12 protein-coding genes are annotated in these 16,481 nt (G+C 69.9%); 5 read left to right on the forward strand and 7 right to left on the reverse strand.

Annotated features, from left to right (window positions below):
- Positions 1–2 precede the first annotated feature (2 nt).
- Positions 3–701 (forward strand): hypothetical protein, encoded by a 699-nt coding sequence (locus ABZX02_RS32340; protein WP_355303860.1) that lies wholly within the window; start codon positions 3–5, stop codon positions 699–701.
- A gap of 620 nt (positions 702–1,321) precedes the next feature.
- Here the strand turns inward: ABZX02_RS32340 and recQ are convergent.
- Both recQ and ABZX02_RS32350 read right to left on the reverse strand, forming a co-directional pair.
- Entirely contained in the window at positions 1,322–3,325 is a 2,004-nt protein-coding gene (gene recQ / locus ABZX02_RS32345) for a DNA helicase RecQ (protein WP_355303862.1), read from the reverse strand.
- Positions 3,326–3,364: 39 nt separating this feature from the next.
- Complete coding sequence (locus ABZX02_RS32350) at positions 3,365–5,215, reverse strand: Xaa-Pro dipeptidyl-peptidase (RefSeq protein ID WP_355303864.1); 1,851 nt, start codon at positions 5,213–5,215, stop codon at positions 3,365–3,367.
- Between the two features lie 101 nt (positions 5,216–5,316).
- Here ABZX02_RS32350 and ABZX02_RS32355 point away from each other — a divergent pair, with 101 nt between their 5' ends.
- From ABZX02_RS32355 to ABZX02_RS32370, 4 genes are all read left to right on the forward strand, one after another.
- A complete protein-coding gene (locus ABZX02_RS32355) occupies positions 5,317–6,255 on the forward strand; it encodes a maleylacetate reductase (protein WP_355303866.1) in 939 nt (312 codons plus the stop codon).
- Between the two features lie 91 nt (positions 6,256–6,346).
- Positions 6,347–7,645 carry an alpha/beta hydrolase-fold protein gene (locus tag ABZX02_RS32360; protein WP_355303868.1) on the forward strand — a complete coding sequence of 433 codons (1,299 nt, stop codon included), beginning with the start codon at positions 6,347–6,349 and terminating at the stop codon, positions 7,643–7,645.
- Positions 7,642–10,092 (forward strand): DUF2156 domain-containing protein, encoded by a 2,451-nt coding sequence (locus ABZX02_RS32365; protein WP_355303870.1) that lies wholly within the window; start codon positions 7,642–7,644, stop codon positions 10,090–10,092. The genes ABZX02_RS32360 and ABZX02_RS32365 overlap by 4 nt, the downstream gene beginning before the upstream one ends.
- Before the next feature lie 64 nt (positions 10,093–10,156).
- Positions 10,157–12,319, forward strand: coding sequence for a LuxR C-terminal-related transcriptional regulator (locus tag ABZX02_RS32370; RefSeq protein ID WP_355303872.1), 2,163 nt, complete (start codon positions 10,157–10,159; stop codon positions 12,317–12,319).
- Here the strand turns inward: ABZX02_RS32370 and ABZX02_RS32375 are convergent.
- From ABZX02_RS32375 to ABZX02_RS32395, 5 genes are all read right to left on the reverse strand, one after another.
- Positions 12,316–12,924, reverse strand: coding sequence for a LysE family translocator (locus tag ABZX02_RS32375; protein ID WP_355303874.1), 609 nt, complete (start codon positions 12,922–12,924; stop codon positions 12,316–12,318). The genes ABZX02_RS32370 and ABZX02_RS32375 overlap by 4 nt on opposite strands.
- 19 nt (positions 12,925–12,943) lie before the next feature.
- Positions 12,944–13,552: a LysE family translocator gene (locus ABZX02_RS32380; protein ID WP_355303876.1), complete on the reverse strand. Its 609-nt coding sequence runs from the start codon at positions 13,550–13,552 to the stop codon at positions 12,944–12,946.
- Positions 13,553–13,631: 79 nt separating this feature from the next.
- The gene (locus ABZX02_RS32385) at positions 13,632–14,153 is read right to left on the reverse strand and encodes a DUF4232 domain-containing protein (RefSeq protein ID WP_355303878.1); all 522 of its coding nucleotides are present in this window, start codon (positions 14,151–14,153) and stop codon (positions 13,632–13,634) included.
- Between the two features lie 119 nt (positions 14,154–14,272).
- A complete protein-coding gene (locus tag ABZX02_RS32390) occupies positions 14,273–15,364 on the reverse strand; it encodes a DNA cytosine methyltransferase (protein WP_355303880.1) in 1,092 nt (363 codons plus the stop codon).
- A gap of 46 nt (positions 15,365–15,410) precedes the next feature.
- Positions 15,411–16,430: a DNA cytosine methyltransferase gene (locus ABZX02_RS32395; protein ID WP_355303882.1), complete on the reverse strand. Its 1,020-nt coding sequence runs from the start codon at positions 16,428–16,430 to the stop codon at positions 15,411–15,413.
- Positions 16,431–16,481 lie beyond the last annotated feature (51 nt).

A 16,481-nucleotide genomic window follows, 5' to 3' on the forward strand; every position in this document is an offset into this window, starting at 1 on the left:
GCATGCGCTGGTCGAAGGGCTGGATCGCGGGAGTCGGGGCCTTCTCGGTCGCCGCGGCCATCGGGGGCACAGCCTTTGCTCTAGCCGGTTCCGGTGCCTCGTCGTCCCAGCCGGGAGTGGCGGGCAAGGAGGTGTGCAGCGGGCAGCAGGTGAGAACCGTCAACGCCAAAGGCCCGGCGACGGTGCTGTCGGACAAATTTCCGCAGGGCACTTTGCTGCGCGTGACGAATCCCGCCAACGATCGCGCGATCACGGTGTCGGTCACGGGTCCGGCGAACGGCTGCGCGGTGCTGAACACCGCGGCGCTCGATTCCCTGTGGTCCGCCGAAACCGGTGAGGGAGGCGTGGAAAGCGTTCTCAAGCGCATTCGGGTGGAGATCGTGGGAAACGCGCCGGCGCCCTCCACCACCACGCGTACACCCGCGTCACGGGTGCGGCCTTCCGGAACGGTCGGGCAAGTCGTGTGCGATGGCGCGACCGTGGGGTTGTCGGCGGTCGGCGGGGCACCGGGGGCGTTCTCGTCGCAGCTGCCGGTGGGGACCTCGGTGCGGGTGACCAACCTGGACAACGGGAAGCAGACGACCGTGCCGATCGTCGGGGTCGGACCGTCGTGCGTGGTGTTGAACAGCGCGGCTTTTGGGTTGGTCGGGGAGTCGGGCAGGAACCTGATCAAGCGGGTGCAGATCGAGATGGTGACCTGACGGGTTCGCGTCCACGCACGCGCCGGGAGGGTGTGGGGCCGGGCGGCCGGTGGCTGGGGTACGGGGCGGGGCGAGGGTGGGTCGGGAGGGAACGCGTGGGCGGAGACGGCGGGAACGCGGGTTGGGCGGGCGGTGGAAGTGGCGAGCGTAGGACGAGGCGGTGGCCCAGCGCGGGGCAGGCGGGTGCGTTGGCGCGGGCCGGGGCAGGCGAGTGCGGTGGCGCAGGTTGGGCGAGGCGAGTGCGGTGGCGCGGGCCGGGCGAGGCGGTGGCCCGGCGCGAGTCAGGCGGGCGCGGTGGCGCGGGGCGGGGCAGGCGAGTGGTGCCGAGGCGAGGCGGCACCGGGTCGATGTGGCACGGGCCGGACGTGCGGTGGGCAGACACCGTCGGGATGGGATGCCGACTGGGTGAGGCGGGGGAACGCACCAGCGTGACGACAGGGTCGGCTTCTGCGAGGCGGAAGCGTCGGTCGGGGGTGCGGCGCGGCAAGGATGCGGCGTAGCCGAGCGGAGGCGTGGCGGAAGCGCTGGCGAAGCGACCAGGCGGGCACTGATCGCCTCGGGGTTGGGCGTGCGCTTGTGCGAGGCGAGCGCTGCCAGGGGCCTGGCAGCGCTGTCTGGTGTTACCAGTCTGTGGGCTCGTCTGGCTCGTCTGGCTCTTCTGGTTCTGGCCATTCGTCTGCCGCGTCGCCTGAGCCCCAGGCGGCGCCGCCGGTGCTGGTGGTTTTGGGTTTGGGCTTGGCCTGGGGTGGTGCCGCCACAGGGGCGGTGGTGGGGGCTGGGCCGCCTGCTGCCACCACTTCCAGGATCTGGTCGCCGTACTTCGTGAGCTTGGCCTGGCCCACGCCGCTGACGCCGCCCAAGGCGGAGAGGGAGGTGGGGCGGGAGGCCGCGATGGACTTCAGGGTGGCGTCGTGGAAGATCACGTAGGCCGGGACGCCCTGTTCGCGGGCCTGGGTGGCTCGCCATTCGCGCAGTGCCTCGAAGAGCGGGGTGGCCTCTGGGGTGAGGTCGACCTTCGCCTTGGTGCTGGTGGACGAGGTGGAGGCGGTCCTCGTGGTCGAGCGGGTGGGGGTGGGGTCCTTGCGCAGCTTCACTTCGCGTTTGCGGGCCAGGACGTCGGCGCTCGCCTCGGTGAGGACGAGGGTGGAGTACTCGCCTTCCACCGCCAGGAGGCCTTGGGCGAGCAGTTGGCGGACCACGCCTCGCCACTCGCTCTCGTTCAGGTCTTCGCCGATGCCGAACGTGCTGAGCTGGTCGTGGTCGAACTGGATGACCTTGGCGGTCTTGCGGCCCAGCAGGATGTCGATGCTCTGGCCTGCGCCGAACTTCTGGTTGCGCTCCTTGCGCAGGCGGTAGACGGTCGAGAGGACCTTCTGCGCGGCCACGGTGCCGTCCCAGGCCTCGGGTGGGGTGAGGCAGGTGTCGCAGTTGCCGCAGGGCACGCCGGACTCGTTGAAGTACTCGAGGAGCCTGGTGCGGCGGCACGTCACGGTCTCGCAGAGGGCGAGCATGGCGTCGAGGTGGGCCTGCGAGCGGCGGCGGAAGGCCAGGTCGCCTTCCGACGACTCGATCATCTTGCGCTGCTGGACCACGTCCTGCAGGCCGTAGGCGAGCCAGGCGGTGGACGGGAGGCCGTCGCGGCCCGCTCGGCCCGTCTCCTGGTAGTAGCCCTCGACGGACTTCGGGAGGTCGAGGTGGGCCACGAAGCGGACGTCCGGTTTGTCGATGCCCATGCCGAACGCGATGGTGGCGACCATGACCAGGCCGTCCTCCCGGAGGAACCTCGCCTGGTTGCGCTGGCGGACCGACGCGTCGAGGCCCGCGTGGTACGGCAGGGCGGGGATGCCGTTGGCCACCAGGAACTCCGCCGTCTTCTCGACGGAGGCGCGGGACAGGCAGTAGACGATGCCGGCGTCGCCCTGGTGCTCGCCGCGCAGCAGGTCGAGCAGCTGCTTCTTCGGTTCCTTCTTGGCGACGATCCGGTACTGGATGTTCGGCCGGTCGAAGCTCGAGACGAACTGGCGGCCCTCGCTCAGCTCCAGGCGCGTGAGGATCTCCTTGCGCGTCGCCTCGGTCGCGGTGGCGGTGAGGGCGATGCGCGGGACCTTCGGCCAGCGCTCGTGCAGGTGCGTGAGCGAGAGGTAGTCGGGCCGGAAGTCGTGGCCCCACTGGGAGACGCAGTGCGCCTCGTCGATCGCGAACAGCGCGATCTCGCCCTGCTCGAGGAGCTTCAGGGTGGCCTCGGACGTCAGCCGCTCCGGCGCCAGGTAGAGCAGGTCGAGCTCGCCGTTGACGAACTCGGCCTCGACCATCCTGCGCTCGTCCCAGGACAACGAGGAGTTCAGGAAGCCCGCGCGCACGCCCAGGGCGCGCAGCGCGTCGACCTGGTCCTGCATCAGGGCGATGAGCGGCGAGATCACCACGCCCGTGCCGGGCCGCACGAGGGCGGGCACCTGGTAGCACAGCGACTTGCCGCCGCCGGTGGGCATGAGCACGAGCGCGTCGCCGCCCGCGATCACGTGCTCGACGATGGCGGCCTGGTCGCCGCGGAACTCGGGGTACCCGAAGACGCGCTGCAGGACCTGCAGCGCGTCCCCGAGATCGACACCGTCGGTTGACACCATGCCGCCGATGCTAGCGAGCAGCACCGACAGTGCGGATCGCTAGCCCAGTGCGCTCTTCGTACCAGCGGAAACGCTGCTCGCGACCAGCGGAGCCGGCGAGGCGGCCGGCACCGAGCCCTTCAGCGGGATCCGCACCGACGTGTCCGCCAGGTCGACGGTCAGCCTCGGCAGCTGGCTCGGCCGCACGATCGCGGTGGTGTCCGTGCCGCCGATCACCAGGCCGAGCCGGTGGCCGGCCGGGACCAACCAGTCCGTTGTGGACAGTCGGAACGTCATGCGGTACTTGGTCCCCGGCGTGATCGTGCGCGGGGTCGTGAGCGACTGGTAGTTCGCGAGGTCCGCCCAGCCGCGCGCGATGATCTGCGCGTCGACGTTGCCCGCCGTGGTCTCCGTGTTGCGGTAACAGGCGTCATCACCCGTGCGGCTCTCGCCCCAGCACGACTCCGTGGTGAGCGTCCGGATGCCCTCGCCGGTCCGCACGCGCGCCGGGCCGTAGTCGACCAGGTACGCCGTGAGGTGCGCGGTCGAGGTCGACGACGACACCCCCACCGTGATCGACGACGTGCCGGCGATGCGCAGGTCCGACGTCAGCGGCGCCGTGGAGTAGATCGTCCTGCCGGTGTTCGAGCCGGAGAGCCAGTTCGACGGGGTGCCGCTGCCGTTGTCCGTGAACGCCGACGTACCGGTGCCCGGCGTCGTGCCCAGTCCCGAAGAAGAAGGACGCAGCACGGTGCTGACGGTGCCCGCGGGCGGCCAGGTCTGGTCGGTCGACCACTGGTCGGGTGCGCGCTCCGAGGACACCTGCGGTTCGTTCTCGATGCCGTTCTGCACGTTCAGCAGCCAGCGGTCGAACCAGCGGTGCAGCGTCGGGACCCACTCGCTGCGCCGGAAGTCGAACGGGTCGACGTGCGCGGTCTGCGAGAACCAGAGCTTCTTCGGCACGGTGGCGGGCACCGCGTCCCAGAACTGCCCGAACTGCAGCGTCTTCACGTTGAGGTCGTTCAGCCCGTGGATCGCGAAGATCGAGGCCTTCACCTTCGACGCGTTGCGCACGAAGTCCCGTGTCTGCCACATGGCAGTGTAGTCGCCATTGGCAGGAGAGCCGTTCGTCATCTGCGAACGCACCGCACCGCAGCGAGAGCGCGCGTTGGAGTTCTCGAACTGCGAGCCCAGCCCGGTCGGCGAGCTGTAGCCGGGGTACGCGACGCCGTCCGAGCGGAACCAGTCGTACCAGGAGCTGATGGCCGCGATCGGCACGATGGTCTTCAACCCGTCGACGCCGGTCGCCGCGACACCGTTCGCGATCGAGCCGTCCCACGACTTGCCGATCATGCCGACGGCGCCGGTCGACCACGAGGCGGACTTCGTGGAGGAGCCGGTCAGGGTCGAGTAGCCGGTGCGCCGGCCGTTCAGCCAGTCGATCACGGCGGTGCCGGAGGCGATCTCCGCCTGCCCGCCGACGTCGACGCAGCCGCGCGACCGGTTGGTGCCGAGGAAGTCGACGAGCACGACGGCGTAGCCGCGCGGGACGAAGTAGTTGTCGTAGAAGAGCGGGAACTTCACCGGCACACCGGCGGAGTCGTAGGTCTTGACCTCGCTCTCGTTGCCGCGTCCCGCGCTCTGGTAGTAGGGGCTGGCGTCCATGATCACGGGCACGCGCCCGGTCGTGGACGGCCTGATGATGTCGGCCGTCACCCGGTCGCGGGTGCCGTCGCCGTCGAGGTCGAGCCCGGAGTCGACGTAGACCGTCTCGCGGACCGCGTCGGCCATCGAGTGGATCGGCGCGGTGACGCCTCCGGACAGGCTGAACGCTGGTGTCGCCGCTGTGGCAGGGAGTGGCGCCAGGGTCAGGGCCCCTGCCAGCGCCACTACAACACGAACACGCTTCATGAAGATTCACGCTAAGGAGTGACGAAGTCGCCCCGTCAGAGCCGAAAGGCTTGACCCTCTGCTGTTGCGCCGGGCACGCCGCTCACGAATATTCGTTCTTCGTGAGCTTCGCCTTCGAACCCGGCCGCACCCGCGTCGTCTTCGGCCGCGGCACCGTCTCCTCGGTGCGCGCCGAGGCCGAGAAGTTGGGCGCGGAGCGGGTGCTGCTGATCGCCCGGCACGGCGGTGACAGGGTGGCCGCCGAACTCGGCTCGTTGCTCGTCACCCGGTTCACGGGTGCGGCGATGCACACGCCGGTCGAGATCACGGAGCGCGCGCTCGCGTCGATGCGCGAACACGACGCGGATTGCATCGTCTCGGTCGGTGGCGGGTCGAGCACCGGACTGTCGAAGGCGCTCTCGGTGCGCACCGGGGCGCCACAGATCATCGTGCCGACCACCTACGCGGGCTCCGAGGTCACCCAGGTGCTCGGCGAGACGGCGTCGGGGCTGAAGAAGACCCGTCGCGACGCCGCGATCCAGCCGAACACGGTGATCTACGACGTGGACCTCACGCTGGACCTGCCGCTCGACGTCACGGTGACAAGCGCTCTCAACTCTCTCGCGCACGCGGTGGCGGCACGAGGCAACGAGAACCCGTTGATCGACGCCATCGCGACCAAGGCGATCGAGGGCGTTTTGCACGCTTTGAGCGGAAACCCGTCCACTGTGGATGCCCGCACCGAACTGCTGTCCTCGGCCTGGCTCGCGGGCACGTGCCTCGCGTCCGTCCCGATGGGACTGCACCACAAGCTCGCGCACGTTTTGGGCGGTACGTTCGCTTTGCCGCACGCCGCCACGCACACGGCACTGCTACCGCACACGGCACCGTCCGATCTGGCCGGTCGCATCCACGACACCGCCACCCGCCACGGCGCCGCGACCTCGTTGCGCGAACTGGGAATGGCGGAGTCCGATTTGTCCCGCGCCGCGGAGATCGCCGAGCACCCGGACGCCCTGCGGGTGCTCACGAACGCCTGGCGCGACGCACCCGGCGGCTGACGGGTTGTCATTCTTAAGGCTGATGTTCACGGCTCTGAACCGAGACGAATCTCCGATGTGCTTCCTGAAGACTTCCTGAAGCATCGAAGGCATGCTCAGCCCGTTGGATCTGTCCCTGATAAATGGACCGATCCCCCAGCTCGCCACGGCCGCCGCCGTCCTCGCCGTCGCCTACCTGGCAATCCGGAAGAACCGGACCTGGTGGGCCCGTGTGCTGCCGATCGTCGTGCTCGCGTGCGCGCTCGTGGTGACCGGGCTGACGCTCTTCATCGACCACGTGTGGAAGCCGTGGCCGGAGCCGATGCCGGTCGTGCTGATGGTCTGGCTCGGCGCGGTGCTCGTGGCGCTGACGCTCGCGGCGATCAGGCTGCGCTCCGGTCGCTGGTACGGCCGGGTCTTCGGCGTGCTCCTCGCGCTGGGCGTGACGACGAGCGCGCTGGTCGCGACGAACGCCCACTTCGGGCAGTACCCCACGACGCGGGCCGTGCTGGACGTCTTCCGCAACGACCACGTCGACCTGAACGCCGCCGCTCCCCCGCCCAGCGGGTTCGTCGAGGTGCCGCCGGGCAAGACGCTCGCCGACGTGTGGCAGCGGCCGGCGACCCTGCCGGACAAGGGCACGGTGTCCGAGGCGGCGATCCCCGGCGCGTTCCAGGCGCGACCGGCGTGGATCTACCTGCCGCCCGCGTACAACACGACGCCGCGGCCGCGGCTGCCCGTCATCGTCCTGATGGCGGGTCAGCCGGGCAGCCCGCGCGACTGGTTCGACGGCGGCCGGATCCTCGACAACCTCGACGCGTACGCGCGGCAGCACGACGGGCTCGCGCCGATCGTCGTGGTGGTCGACCAGCTCGGCACCTCGACCGCGAACCCGCTCTGCCTCGACTCGCGACTCGGCCAGGTCGAGACCTACCTCGCGCGGGACGTGCCCGCGTGGATCAAGCAACGGCTGACCGTGGACGAGCGCCGGGAGTCCTGGACCGTCGCGGGCTTCTCCCAGGGCGCCACGTGCTCGGTGCAGCTCGCCGTGCGCGCGCCCGACGTGTACGGCAACTTCATCGCCCTCGCCCCTCAGCCCGAGCCCTCCCTGGGCACGCGGCAGGAGACGGTCAAGGCGGCTTTCGGCGGCGACGAGGCCGCGTTCGTCCGGGTCAACCCGATGGACGTCCTCGCGCGCCAGCAGTTCCCGCGGACCGCGGGCATCGTCGTCGCGGGCCGCGACGACGTCACGTACCGCAAGGCGGACGCCGAGGTGTTCGAGGCGTGCCGCAAGGCCGGAATGGACGTGCAGTGGAAAGAACTGCCGAACAACCACGACTGGAACATGGCACGGGAGGGTCTCTTCGGGTCGCTGCCGTGGCTCGCGCAGCGGACAGGACTGGTCAGATGATCGCCCGGCTGGTCCGCGGCGCACCTCTGACGTGCGCGTTCCTCATCGTCTTCTGGACCGCCGGCGCGCTGACCGGTGCCATCACCGAGGCGAGCGACGGTCTGCCGGCGAACACGGGGTTCGGCCCCGAGAGCCCCTGGTGGACGGTGCTGACCTCGGCGCTGTGGTCGATGGACCTGCTCGGGTACGTCGCGACCACCGTCCTGCTGCTCGTGGTGGGACCGCTCGCGGAGCGCGAGTTCGGTGCGCTGAAGACCTCGGCGATCTTCCTGACCACGCACGTGCTGGGCTCGTTCCTGGGGATCGGGCTGGTGCTGGTCGGCGGCGAGCTGCACTGGGGCTGGCTCGAGTCGCTGGTGGGCGAGGTGGCGGCGGGGCCGTCGACCGGCGGGGTGGGTCTCGTGCTCGCCCTGACGTTCCGGATGCCGCCGTTGTGGAGGCGGCGCGTCCGCCTGTTGATGATCTTGTCGGTGCTGGTCCTTACTCTGTACTCGGGTTGGCTCGAAGACCTGCTCCGACTGTCCGGTGGCGTGGCCGGGTTGCTGGTCGGGGCGTTGTTCCTGAGGAACGGGCCGGTGCACCAGGCGCGCTCGCTGCAGGAGACGCGGGTGCTGGTGGCGTTGCTGCTCGCGGCGTCGGCGCTCGGGCCGGTGGTGTCGATGATGTCGCCGTACCCGAACGGGCCGCTGTGGTGGTTCGCCGACGTCGTCGCGGTCGCCCAGCCGGTGCAGGAGGACGTCGACGCGATGTGCTCCTCGGACGCGGTCGAGCTGTGCCGGACGATGGTGGTCCAGCTGTCGTACGGGCGGTTCCCCGCGCTCGTGATGTCGTTGCTGCCGGCGTTGCTGCTGCTCGTGCTGGCGGAAGGGCTGCGGCGCGGACGCCGGTTCGCGTGGCGGACGGCGCTCGTGTTCAACGTGGCGTTCGCGGCGTTCATCGGTTCGTACGTCGTGTACGTGGCGCAGTTCCCGGACGCGAGCATGCTGGAGCTGGCGGTCTCGTTCGGCGTGCCGATGCTGGCACCGCTCGCGATCATCGTCGTGTTGTTGTTGACGCGCAGGCACTTCGACGTGCGTCTGCCCCGGCACGCCGTCGTGCGGTTCTGGCGCTTCACGGCGATCAGCGTCGCGCTGCTGTCGGCGCTGTACGTCTTCGGCGGGTACCTGGTCCGCGACCAGTTCACGCCGGAGCCGGGGTTCGGCGCGCTGCTCGCGGACCTGCCGACGCGGTTCCTGCCGCCCGGCTACCTCGACCTGGTGCCGCTGCGGTTCTCGGCCGAGGGGTTCGTCGGCACGCTGCTGTTCGAGTACACGGGCGTGGTGTTCTGGCTGATCGTGCTGGCCGGGCTGCTGATGGCGTCGTGGCGCACGTGGCCGTCGGAGTGCGAGGAGTCGGCGGCGCACGCGCGTGAGCTGATGCGGCGGCACGGCGGGTCGTCGTTGTCGTACATGACGACGTGGCGCGGCAACCAGTACTGGTTCACGCCGGACGGGGAGACGGCCATCGCGTACCGCGTGGTGGCGACCATCGCGCTGACGGTCGGCGATCCGATCGGTCCGGCGCGGGTGGACGCCGTGCGCGGGTTCGCCGAGTTCTGCGCGCACAACGGCTGGACGCCGTGCCTGTACAGCGTGGGCGCGGAGACGCGCGCCGCGGTGGAGGGGCTCGGCTGGTCCGCGGTGCAGGTCGCCGAGGACACGGTGATCGAGCTCGACGAGCTGAGCTTCACCGGCAAGAAGTGGCAGGACGTGCGCACGGCGTTCAACAAGGCCGCCAAGGCGGGCATCACCGCCGAGTGGTGCTCCTACGCCGACGCCCCGTACGCGATCACGGACCAGATCCGCTCGATCTCGGCGGAGTGGGTGGCGGACAAGGGCCTGCCGGAGATGGGCTTCACGCTGGGCGGCCTGGAGGAGCTGGCCGGCGACGGCGTCCGCTGCCTGCTGGCCGTGGACGGCGACCGGACCGTGCACGGCATCACGAGCTGGCTGCCGGTGTACGCCGACGGCGAGGTGGTCGGGTGGACGCTCGACTTCATGCGCCGGCGCTCGACCGGGTTCCGCGGCTCGATGGAGTTCCTGATCGCCTCGGCGGCGCAGCTGCTGCAGGCCGAGGGGGCGCGGTTCCTCAGCCTGTCCGGGGCACCGCTCGCCCGGCTGGACCGGGGTGAACGGCCGCGGGCGTTGCAGCGCGTCCTGGACTTCACCGGGCAGGTGCTGGAGCCGGTGTACGGCTTCCGCTCGCTGTTCGCGTTCAAGGCGAAGTTCCAGCCCAACTACCAGCCGATGTTCATGGTCTACCCGGACTCGGCGGCACTGCCGCGCATCGCGAACGCGGTGAGCCGCGCGTACCTGCCGCACCTCAACGCGCGGCAGGGACTCCGCCTCGCGACCAAGATGATCATCAGGACGCGCGACCGCGTGACCACGCATGGTCGAACTCGCTAGACCGAAAGGGTGGTGAGCCGATCCTCTCCGTCACACTTCCGCTCCGCTAGGCGAAGATGCGCCGATGACCGTGCGGGGCACTCTGCCTGCCCAGACCACGACGTTCATCGGCCGCCGGGCGGTGCTCGCCGACACAGGGGCACTGCTGCGCCGCGCCCGGCTGGTCACGCTCACGGGTGCGGGCGGCGCGGGCAAGAGCCGGATCGCCGTGGAGACCGGGCGTGCGCTGGCACGGGCAGAGGCGTTCCAGCACGGCGTGTGGCGGGTGCGGCTCGGGCACCTGGAGGACCCGGCGGCGCTCGCCCGCACCGTCGCGACCGAGCTCCGAATCGTGGACAACTCGCCCGAGGCCGGCCTCGGCAGACTCGTGGAGTCGTTGTACGACAAGCACTTGCTGCTCGTCCTGGACGACTGCGACCAAGTGCTGGAGGCGGTCCGGCACCTGGTGCACCACCTCGTGCGGGACTGCGAGGGGCTGACGCTCCTGGTGACGTCGCGGGAACCGCTCGGCGTGTACGGCGAGCAGGTGCTGCGCGTACCGCCGCTGAACGAGGACGACGCGGTGGAGCTGTACCTGGACCGGGCCGGCGCGGCGCCGGCCCGGGACGTGGTGGCCGCGCTGTGCCAGGCCGTCGAACGGGTCCCGCTCGCGATCGAGCTGCTGGCCGCGCTGCCGGCCGACGTGGTGCCGGCCGGGACGACCCCACCCGCCGCTCTGGACCAGGTGCTCGAGTGGGTGGCGCGGCAGTGCACCGACGAAGAACGGCGGCTGTGGGCGCGGCTGTCGGTGTTCCCTGCGGACTTCGACCTGGCCGCCGCCGAAGCGGTGGCGGACGCGGAAGTGCGGAAACCGTTGGCCGCGTTGGTGTCCTGGTCGCTCGTCACCACAGCGCCAAGTGCCGCCACGGGCGAGACGCGCTACCGGTTGCCGGCCACCGTGGCGGCGTTCGGTGCCCGACTGCTGACGGACGACGACGAGCCGTTGCGGCGTTTTGCCCTGCACTACAGCGAGTTCGTGGACGAGGCCGCCCGCTCGTGGTTCTCGGCCGACGAGGCGCTGTGGATGGCGCGGCTCTGGGAGGAGTGGCCGAACGTCCGCGCGGCGGTCCACCACGCTCTGCGGACCCCCGACCTGGCCGCGCAGGGTGCCGCGGTGACGATGAACGTCCAGCGGGCGCGCTTCACGTCGTTCGCCGGGATGCTCGGCCAGGCGTGGGACCTGCTCGCGGCCGCGCGCGAGGTGATCACCGAGGCCCCGCTGCGGACGTCGTTGCTGGCACACAGCGCGTACATGGCCCAGGTGCGGGGCGACTCGGCGGTGGCGTTCCCGCTCATGCACGAGGCACGCGCGTTGCCGCGGTTGCCGGTCACCGACGTGCACCTCGTTCTCGCCGAGGCCACGCACCTCTTCTTCGTGGAGGGCTCGCCGGACTGCGTGCCGTTGTACGCGCACGTCGTCGAGTTGTGCCGTCAGTACGCCTCACCGGGCGACACCTACATCACCGAACTGATGCACACGATGGCCACGTGCTTCCTGCTCGACGCGGAGGCCGCGGACAAGGCCACGACCTCTCTCGCGCGCCAGGCGGAGGACAACGGCGTGAGCTGGTCGCACGCCTGGGGACTGTGGCACCGAGGCCTCTACGAACTGCTGCACGGCGACCCGGCACAGGTGCACCCGCCCGCGGTCGAGGCGTTGCGGATCCAGCTGAGGCTCGGCGACACGTGGGGCGCGCCGTTCAGCCTGTGGCTGCTCGCCTGCGCGTGCGCGGAGCTCGGGGCGTTCGACCGCGCGGCACGGCTGCTCGGCGCGGTGCGGGCGCAGGAACGGATCTCGCGGATCTCGTTCGGCGGCATGAGCCCGTTCCACCGGGTGCTGGACCGCGCCGACCGGACCGTCCGCCGCTCGCTGGGCGACGACTACCAGGTGATCACGACGCTCGGCGCGGACCTGCGCCCGGACCAGGCGATGGCGTTCGCGCTCGAACCGGTGCCGGAGGCCGAGCGCCGCCCGGCGAAGCCGCTGCTGCCGGGAGGGCTGACCCGGCAGGAGTTCACGATCGCCGGGCTGGTCGCCGAGGGGCTCACGTCGAAGCAGATCGGCGCGCGGCTGTACATCTCGCCGCGCACCGCGGACCGGCACGTGGTCAACATCCGGGTGAAGCTGGGCCTGCCGAACCGGAGTGCGCTCGCGGCCTGGCACCGCACCGCCTCCGGCGAACGCTAGCGCGCGTCGAACGCGAGTTTCAGGCCCAGCGCGACGAACACGGACGCCGTCAGCCGGTCCAGCAGAACGCGCTGGCGCAGCAGGAAAGCACGGGCTCGACCGGCCACCACGACCAGCAACGGCAGCCAGATCAGGCCGAGTCCGAGGTGGACGGTGACGAGCACCGCGCCCCACACGGGCTCACCGGCGGGCATGAACTGCGGCAGCAGCGACAGGTAGAAGACGCCGACCTTGGGGTTCAACAGGTTCGTCAGCAGGCCCACGCGCAACGACGCTCCGGCGCCCGGCACCGGCCGCGAGTCGTCGAGCGAGACGGCCTTGCGCGACAACCACAACGCCTTGACGCCCAGGTAGACCAGATAGGCCGCACCGAGCCACCGCACGATGTCGTACGCCAGTTCGGACGCCTGCAACAACGCCGTCAACCCGGCGAGGCTCGCCACCGCCCACACCATGCACCCGAGCGTGATCCCGAGGACCACGCCGAGCGCCGCGCGACGGCCGCTCAGCAACGCCGTGCGCAGCACCATCACCGTGTCCAGGCCGGGCGTCAGGACGGTGAGCAACGCGATGAGGGAGAAGCTCAGGAGCGCGGCGGTCGACATGGGCTCATCACATCACACGTCAGCGCGCGTCGGCCGCCGTTTTCACCCCGAACGCGACCAGCGCCGACGCCGAGAGCCGGTCGAGCAGAAGCCTTTGGCGCAGAAGGAAAGCACGCGCCCGGCCGGCCGCCGTGATCAGGACCGGGAACCACACCAGCCCAATGCCGAGGTGGATGGCGACGAGCACCGCGCCCCACGCGGGCTCCCCGACCGGGAGGAACTGCGGCAGCAGCGAGACGTAGAAGACGCCGGGCTTGGGGTTGAGCAGGTTCGTCAGCAGACCGACCCGCACGGCCGCCTTGGTGGACGGCACGGGCGCGGGTTCGTCGACCTCGGCGGGCCGGCGCGACCGCCACAGCGCCGTGACGCCGAGGTAGACCAGGTAGGCCGCGCCGAGCCAGCGCACGATGTCGTAGGCCAGCTCGGACGCCTGCAGCAACGCCGTCAGGCCGACGAGGCCCGCGGCCGCCCACACCAGGCACCCGAGCGTGCTGCCCACCACGACCCCCATGGCCGTGCGGCGGCCGACGAGCAACGCCGTCCGCAGCACGAGCAGGGTCTCAAGGCCCGGTGTGATGACGGTGAGCAACGCGACGAGCGTGAAGCTCAGGAGTGCGGCGGTCGACATGACGCCATCAGAACACGGAACAACGGCGCCACAGCGAGAATTAACACGCCGGACACGATCGCCGCGCCACCGGCGGGAACTACCGGTACCAGGCCCGGACGCCCAACCGCCCGGTGCTGCCGAGGTCGATGTAGATGCTGCCCTCCTGCGGCGACGCGACCAGCGGCTCCCACGCCCCGTCGGGCACGGCCGCGACGTCCGCGTGCCGAGCGAGCTGCGGCGGGTCGACCGACGCGTGCGTGTTCCGCCAGAGGAACGCGCTCTTCGCGCTGTCACCCGGTGCCACGGTGATCGGCTGCGGCGGGTCGTCGAAGCCCTCGATCGCCGCGATGCCGCCGGAACCTTCGAGGATCGCGACATCCAGCTGCTGACGGTCCGCGTCCAGCAACTTGACCCGCGGATAACCGTTGAGCTGCAACGGTTCCGTTCCGCAGTTGGTCACCTCGATCGCCATCAGGCGCAGGCCCATCGCCGCACCTGTGCCGGTGGCGCTGAACCTGACTCCCGAGTCGCACGAAGGAACTTCGGCCTGCGCAACGGTCGTGCCCGTGAGCAACGCGAGCGCAGCGGTCAGTGCGAGAATTCTGCCCCCAGATCTCATGTGATCGATGGTGCCACAGGTCGTGGATCTTGCGCCGCAACCTTCACAAGCGGAACCAGTTCCGTTTAACGGAGTCTATTGTGGACAGTGGGGCGCCGATACAACACGCCTGTACAAGGCTACTTTCGCGCTGCGAGAGGGCTGCTGTCCTTCGTGACACTCCACTCGCCGTTGACGGCTTCGTCGAGCGCCTTCTCGTCGAGTTCCCAGCCCATCGCCGCAGCGAGAACGTGCGCGGCGAGCCGAGGCGGAATGGCGTTGCCGATCTGCTGGGAGACGTCTTTCCCGGACCACGGGTAGTCGAGCGGGAAGGTCTGCAACCGTCCCGCCTCGGGCAGGGTGAACCGCTGGAGTTCGAGATCTTCTCGGTTCACCAGCCGGTTGCGAGACACTTTCCCGGTCACCGTGGCGGCTGGTTCGTCGGACGTGCGCCTGCCACGGAGTTTCGGGTCTCCGCCTGTGCCGTAGTTGGAAATCACCACGTACGGGGACTCCCGCTTGACCGCTCTTCCCATCGTTTCCCACGGCAGCAACAACTGTTCATCGCTCACGTCAGCGGGCTCGCCCTTGCGGTAGCGCTGGTGCGTGGGCGCGGGAAGGGCAGGCTTGCGATCGCGTCGCGCGATCAGAATCGCCCGGCGACGTGTTTGCGGGACACCGAACATCTCCGTGTGGAGAATCCCGCAGTCGGCCTTGTAGCCGATACCCTCCAGCGCCTCACGCACGGCGTGCCACACCGGCAGGACCGCGGGAACCTGTTCGAGGACAATGGCTTCATACGGCTTGCCGTTGTGAAATGCCTCCAACGCCCATCGCAACGGCTCCAGGACGAGGCCTGTCCGGTCGTCGTCGAGTCCCGCCAGACTCTCCTTCACGTCCTCCCCGGCCGCCATTAGCTTCACGAACCGAAGGACCTGCTCCAGCGCGCGGCGGCCCGCTCCGCCGCCTGCCACCGTGTAGGTCTGGCACGGCGGCCCGCCCGCGAGAACCGTCGCCTTCTCGAAGTCGGCGGGCTTGTGGTCGCGAACGTCGGCTTGCTTGGTCGCCAGTCCCGCCTTGTCGCGAGTCGCGCACGCGTTGGCGTCCCACTCGACCCCCTCCACCGCCATGCCCAGCCAATGCGCGGCCACGTCCAGCCCTCCCGGCCCGGCGAAGAGATCCACCATGTGGATCTGTCCAGGCTTGTCGACGGAGGACTGTTCTTGGGTCATGGGACGGAAGTTTATCCGGTGTCGTCGGCCCACCCCGGGAGGCCGGTCAGAGTTCTTCGAGCACCTTTCGAATCGCCTGCCCGACCGCGTGCGCCACAGGAGGCGGCAGGGCGTTGCCGATCTGACGACTCTGCTTGGTCTTCCGGCCGGCGAACTGCCATTCCTTCGGAAAGCCCTGCAGGAGCGCGGTCTGGGCAACCGTGAGCTTGACCATGCCGGGGCGTCCGGCACCCGGATCCCACCGGAAATCTGCTCCCGGCGGAATGTCCGCGATGGAGACTCCGTTCACGCCCATGGCCTCCCACGCACGCTTGGACCCACTCGGCCCGAGGTCCGGGCCCCCTCTGTTCTCCGACCCGCCGACAATGGTCGGAGCCGGCCTGTCCGCCTGCTCCGCCCACTCGACAGCCTGTTCCCACCCGAGGGAACTCATGGACTCCAGCAGGACCGAACCGACGGTCGGGTGGGGAACCACCGGCGAGGGCATCTCGAACGAGCCGGCGGACTTGCCCTTGAATGCGACGAGAATTCCCTGCCTGCGTTCCTGAGGAACTCCGTGATCGGCGGCGTTGACGACCAGCCAGCGAGGGTGATAGCCGAGGTGCTCGAGTTCGGCTTCGACCTCCGCTCGATCGCCCTTGTACCTATCGCTCGTGGCCAGGTCAGGCACGTTCTCGATCAGCAATGCCCGGGGCTGAACGGCGTGCATGAGCATGACTGTGTCGTGGAGGAGCCTCAACTCCTCCTCACTTCCTCCGGGACGGCGCGGAGCGGCGGTGGCCTCGACACGGGGAAGTCCCGCGGACAGAAGATCGACGTCGTAGACGCGCTCGTCGTCCGCTGGATCGAAGTCGGCGACGTTCATCTCTCGCACGTCCCACTCAGGACGATTCATCCGCAGCGTCTCGACGGCGACGGTCTTGTTGTCGATCAGGAGCACCGGGTCGAAACCCGCCCACTCGAGCCCCAGCGCCTGCCCTCCGGCACCCGCGCACAGCTCCAACGACCTGAGACGCCGTCCACCCCACCTCGAAGGTCCCGTGGATCCATTCGATTTCACTGTCATCTACTTGTTCCGCCCCTTGTGCAACATTCAAAACTTGGAGACGTCGTTGCT

The organism is Lentzea sp. NPDC003310 (genome assembly GCF_040610935.1).
Lineage (GTDB): Bacteria > Actinomycetota > Actinomycetes > Mycobacteriales > Pseudonocardiaceae > Lentzea.